Genomic DNA, 1,360 nt, shown 5'->3' on the forward strand with positions numbered 1-1,360 from the left:
TTCATCAGGCGCGGAACTCATCAAGGCGCGGGAATAAAATCCCATTCAGACGCCGGATAGATTCAAGCAAGCCAACTTGTCGTCAAAATCGGTGTTGCAAAAACGGGAGTGACCATAGATTCCGTTTTCTGAGACGACCCCAACCAGCTACATACGATCATAAGTGACACAACATTAATATGAAGCGACATTCACCAAATGAACCTTCGTCATTTCAGATAGTTAGCTTACTTGCATGTCCTCATCCCATGAAGGGGAGGGCCTACCCCTGGCATCGAGCAAAACTGACCACCCTGCCCTTATTAAGACCCCACATGCGGCAATGGTGCCCTGTCCACGCCGCCCGCGATTTTTGAGGAAATGGGAAGAAAATAAAAAGAAAACAAAAAGTTATCGGCTGAAGTATCGGCGCAGATCGGGAATCAGGCGAAGCCTGACAGCACGTTGGGGCCTGGCAGGGGGCTTGAGGGATGAGGACATGCAACTCTGATAGCCTTCCCGCCACGGGGTCGGTTAAATTCGTATCCGGCCGGTGCAATTCCAACGGCCGCGTTACCAGTTCGCCGGGTAGCATGGCCAGCAAAGCCAGGCATCGAGCACCCGGGTTTCACTAACGGCCGCTGCATAGACGCCGGTATCCGGAAAGAAATAAACCGGGGTGGCGTTGTTCAGCTGGTCGCCTTCATCGGCCAGAGCGCCGATCACCTCATGAGGCTTCAGCAGCATATCCGTTAAATATTCATCCGGGTGGATGGCATTCAGCGATATGGCCATCTCCAGAAATTCATCCAGTGTGTGGCGGGTACGATACCCCCGGAAAACCTCGTATGAAGGCGTGACGCATTCACCATCCAGGGAACAGGCATCGTACCCGGCCAGCTGCTCTTCGGTGAGTCCGGAGGCATGCTTTGCCACAAGATTCGTAAACTGCTCTTTATCGTCCATCACAATCCTTACGCTGTAGGGGCCTGTTTGTGTTATCACTGCTTCCGGATTTTACATCGCACAACCCGGCAGGTATCCGGTCGCCCGGGCGTCCTTTGCGGTCATGTTAGCCTTTGGCCTGTATTACGACGAATCCCTTTCACTACACGGGCTCGCAGGGTGACACCTCCCCTTTTCACCGGAAGCGAAAGAGGAAGAACAGTTTAACAGCCCGGATCCTCAATAATTTTTGCATAACGGACTAAATGACCGGTTTATGCAGCCCCTGTTACTTACTGTCGCGGTAAGGGGCTTTGTTGAATAAATCAGATTTCGGGTAAGTCTCCCCCGTAGCGGGTTGTGTTTTCAGGTAATACGCACGCTTTCAGGCATACCTGCTTTCGTCATTTTGTTCAGCGCTCGTACCAGGGCCATA

2 protein-coding genes are annotated in these 1,360 nt (G+C 52.4%); both read right to left on the reverse strand.

The features are described 5' to 3' along the window. Positions 1 to 552: 552 nt before the first annotated feature. Positions 553 to 945 carry a hypothetical protein gene (locus tag APU11_RS19255; protein ID WP_000341066.1) on the reverse strand — a complete coding sequence of 131 codons (393 nt, stop codon included), beginning with the start codon at positions 943 to 945 and terminating at the stop codon, positions 553 to 555. A 345-nt stretch (positions 946 to 1,290) separates the two neighbouring features. Further along, a partial coding sequence (locus APU11_RS28990) for a hypothetical protein (protein ID WP_225368327.1) occupies positions 1,291 to 1,360 on the reverse strand: 70 nt, incomplete at its 5' end.

It is taken from the genome of Enterobacter sp. 50793107 (genome assembly GCF_001463365.1).
GTDB lineage: Bacteria > Pseudomonadota > Gammaproteobacteria > Enterobacterales > Enterobacteriaceae > Enterobacter > Enterobacter cloacae.

Bases quoted from the DNA above. Each gene is read 5' to 3' on its own strand.
- APU11_RS19255 (WP_000341066.1), bottom strand. From the start codon at position 945: ATGGACGATAAAGAGCAGTTTACGAATCTTGTGGCAAAGCATGCCTCC.